General features: G+C 35.9%; 4 protein-coding genes. 3 read left to right on the top strand and 1 reads right to left on the bottom strand.

The features are described from left to right. The coding region (locus tag BGK49_RS26470) for an IS1 family transposase (RefSeq protein ID WP_047664789.1) at positions 1-165 on the bottom strand (165 nt) is incomplete at its 3' end. A gap of 66 nt (positions 166-231) precedes the next feature. Here BGK49_RS26470 and BGK49_RS11005 point away from each other — a divergent pair. From BGK49_RS11005 to BGK49_RS10995, 3 genes are all read left to right on the top strand, one after another. Continuing rightward, positions 232-1,959 carry a hypothetical protein gene (locus tag BGK49_RS11005; RefSeq protein WP_242412520.1) on the top strand — a complete coding sequence of 576 codons (1,728 nt, stop codon included), beginning with the start codon at positions 232-234 and terminating at the stop codon, positions 1,957-1,959. Beyond that, positions 1,960-3,063: a hypothetical protein gene (locus BGK49_RS11000; RefSeq protein ID WP_046891725.1), complete on the top strand. Its 1,104-nt coding sequence runs from the start codon at positions 1,960-1,962 to the stop codon at positions 3,061-3,063. It begins immediately after the preceding gene. Positions 3,064-3,198: 135 nt separating this feature from the next. Next, on the top strand, positions 3,199-3,435 hold the full coding sequence (locus BGK49_RS10995) for an Ogr/Delta-like zinc finger protein (RefSeq protein WP_032324284.1): 237 nt from the start codon (positions 3,199-3,201) through the stop codon (positions 3,433-3,435). Positions 3,436-3,493 lie beyond the last annotated feature (58 nt).

The raw sequence follows: 3,493 nt of genomic DNA, 5'->3' as shown, positions 1-3,493 counted from the left end.
TTTCTGGTGCGTACCGGGCTGAGAGGCGGTGTAAGTGAACTGTAGTTGCCATGTTTTACGGCAATGAGAGCAGAGATAGCGCTGATGTCCGGCAGTGCTTTTGCCGTTACGCACCACGCCTTCAGTAGCGGAGCAGGAAGGACATCTGATGGAAATGGAAGCCACGCAAGCACCTTAAAATCACCATCATACACTAAATCAGTAAGTTGGCAGCATTACCTAAGTGGCCAATTGACAATTATTGGTATTGTATACCCCCTTGTTATAGGTTTAGTAAGTGTCTTATTCCCAAAAAAGGCAGATAGAAAAATAGCCCAAACTGCTTATCAGCGTTACTCAGGATTCATGCTTGCTGGACTCAGCGGGCTTTTCTTATCAGGATTTATACTTCTCAGTGTACTAATTAAAACTGTCTTTGGAAGTTATCTTTATGGTATAGCTTGTCTAATCAGCATATTATGGCTTTTGATAAACATAGTTCTTTCTATTTGGTTCTTTATCGTGAGTCTTGAAATTCTTGATGATGTAAAACGGCAAATAATTATAAAGCGATACATTGCCTTCGAAATAGTAATGCCCCATATTTGTAACAAAATCTCAGCCAAGCTTAGGTTATACCCTATCTATCAAAAACATAACTATTCAAATTTAGAAATCAAGCAAGCCGATTACAAAGGAGAATACATATCTGTGGCTAGCAGTTATTCTAAGGAAGATGAGTTAAGTTTATATCACCGTCCTTTTCAACTTACTCTTAATCTTATTAATTACCAACTAAAAAAGAAGAATCATTTTGCGTCATTTGTCATTGGTGATAATCGTACAAAAGAAACAGAATCCACGGGTAAGATACTTTTTAGCGTTAAAAATATCAAACCAGACAGCTTATTAATAAAAATACTTAAGCAATGTTTTTATAGGGCTCCGATTAAAGGAGGAGATTTTTCCGTAAGTCTTACAATGCAGGCTATAACAGCAGATACGTATATGTATCTGCGGGATTCTGATCTCATTAGTTTTGACAATGCTATCTCTGCATTAATTAATAACTTTAATAATCTCTGCGATTTGTATTTTTTTCAAGATGATAATACCAACAATAACTTCTTACTGATCACTACAGAATTATTTGAACGGAGTTTTCAATATGAGTTTTCAGATGAAGTTTATAAAATATCAAATAATTCCATGGATAAAATTAATCTTTCTGAAAGATTTTTTGATTTATGTCTTTGGAGCGGAGTGCGTATTATCAATAATAGAAAACATCTTATCAGCAATGAACTTTGTATCTATATGGGAATTACTCGTTCACAATGGTCAATATTAACAGAATGGTTCCGAAACAACCAATCACTCTTAAATGCCTCGCTTCGTTCACGTTATAATCGTATATTAAGAACCTATACCACTGTTTGGGAGCAATATCAAGAAAGCATAAACTTTCGTTTCTGCAATACAGAGAATTCAGATTTATTTGAATTATTTTGCAAAACGCAACTACAAGAACTTCCATCGATGATTATTGATGCAACACAGACTCGCGATCCTTCTACTATTGATACAGCCGTCGATCTTATTAACCGATGGCAGCACTCAATGAATATTGACAGCCATTCGGTAGAAAAATACAGTTACAAAGGCCAGCTTTTTAACCCGGTTTTTTTCATATCCAAAAAACTAAACTTCAATTCAGACAGAGAGTGGTTCAATATTGCCATCATAAATGCGTTGACTGACATGCGTATATGCACATGTCTTTATCTGACATCAAGAATCAATACTTCTGACAAACTAATGACACATTACATTAAACTTATTTTAGAGGGTAAACTTATTGACCAAACCGGTGGATATGAAACTCCCACTGAAGAAATTGATAATGCAAGCCAACTAATCAAGATATTAATTAGAATCTGCCTGTGGACATGGTCTGAAAATATGGAGCACAATGGGTAGATGAATAGTTTAGCAAGGCGTTTACGTGACTATGATAAAACAGACATGGTGATGGGCAGAGTTTACAGTAATGTTTTTGACTGTGGATTTATTGATATGGAACAATCATGGATTCAGCTATTATTAATTTTTTCTAACAAGAACGATAGCGTATCAAAAGAAATAAAAGAAGCAATAGAAAACAACTATATAACATATCGTGAGAAGCAACGACTCATTGGAGTATTATCAAAAATTTGTAACTCCATCGAATACACTAAAATCAAGCTGACTTTAACATTGGACGATCTCCAAACAAAAAAAGAAAACTTAAGAAAGTTGCTTCAAGAGCATATTAACATGCTAAAGAAAGATCTTGATATGAGACTTCAGGATGCTGCCATAGATGTACATCGACTAGATAGCACTGCACGTAAAACATCAGAACATCTTCGTAAACGCATCAAGAAAACGCTCCCTCTTTCACTTTTCAAATCTATTGATTTTAAGCAGGCTAGCGATTGTTTCACAAAACATAAGATATCTATTAAGATAGATAAAGAACCGTATGCCGAAGGAATAGAATCCATCCCTTATATCAATGAAGGTGATATTCAAGCAGACTTAATTCTCAAGGACATCCAGAGAATAATACTTTCAAATTTATTTAGCACTGGCTGTTCGCAACATACCGTAATAGAAGATTTCAATATGTTGATTGATCACATAAAATCATCTGCTGACTTGGCTGGCAAACTGGTTCTTGTGATGAGTAAAGAGATCTTTCAGCAATATAATCGTATGCTTTTCGATAATCCCAACCTCAGAGAACTAATGAGAAAAAATGATGATGGCTCTATGAACATAACTACTGAATCCGGTACCCGTAAGGTTTACTTCTTACCATTTGTTAATCAACCATTTTCTCTTGTGGTAAAGGATAACTACTTCACTAAATTAATTATTAGAGAATATGATAATAATAAGTTAGTAAATGTCACTTCAGAGAATATCAAAAGTGACTCAGATAAATTCAAGCTAACTCTTAACTATGAGTTGAATATAGTATTTGAAGGAAACGCTGATTTAAAAATAGCTCACTCGCAAAGAGTGACATCAGAATAATATCTTTGACGGCGCTCCTTAGAGTGCCGTTCGTTTATTAACTAATGCTAAAAATCATTATATAGAGAAAGTCATGTTTAAATCTTAGAGAATACAACCTAGAATAGTGCAAGCACTACAATAAGAGAGGTCGCTATGTTCCGTTGTCCGCTTTGTGGCGCATCTGCCCGTATCCGCACCAGTCGTCCGGAAAATGATTCAAACACCGTGAGACAAAAGTATTATCAGTGTAACAATCTAGAATGCGGCGTATGTTTCTCAACACTGGAAGCCTTCCACAAATTCACTTCAAAGCACGCCTCCCCCATTCACTCATCAGAGGGCATCCCGTTGGATTTGCCCCTATATTTCCAGACATCTGTTATCACTTAACCCATTACAAGCCCGCTGCCGCAGATATTCCCGTGGCGAGCGATAACCCAGCGCACTA

It is taken from the genome of Shigella sp. FC1544, assembly GCF_001722145.1.
GTDB lineage: Bacteria > Pseudomonadota > Gammaproteobacteria > Enterobacterales > Enterobacteriaceae > Escherichia > Escherichia coli.
Note: the sequence above shows the minus strand (reverse complement) of the source record. Positions and strands in the feature narration are given on the sequence as shown.

What these genes read in the sequence shown, in the direction of transcription:
- BGK49_RS11000 (WP_046891725.1), top strand. Translation starts at nt 1,960, where the DNA reads ATGAATAGTTTAGCAAGGCGTTTACGTGACTATGATAAAACAGACATG.
- BGK49_RS10995 (WP_032324284.1), top strand. Translation starts at nt 3,199, where the DNA reads ATGTTCCGTTGTCCGCTTTGTGGCGCATCTGCCCGTATCCGCACCAGT.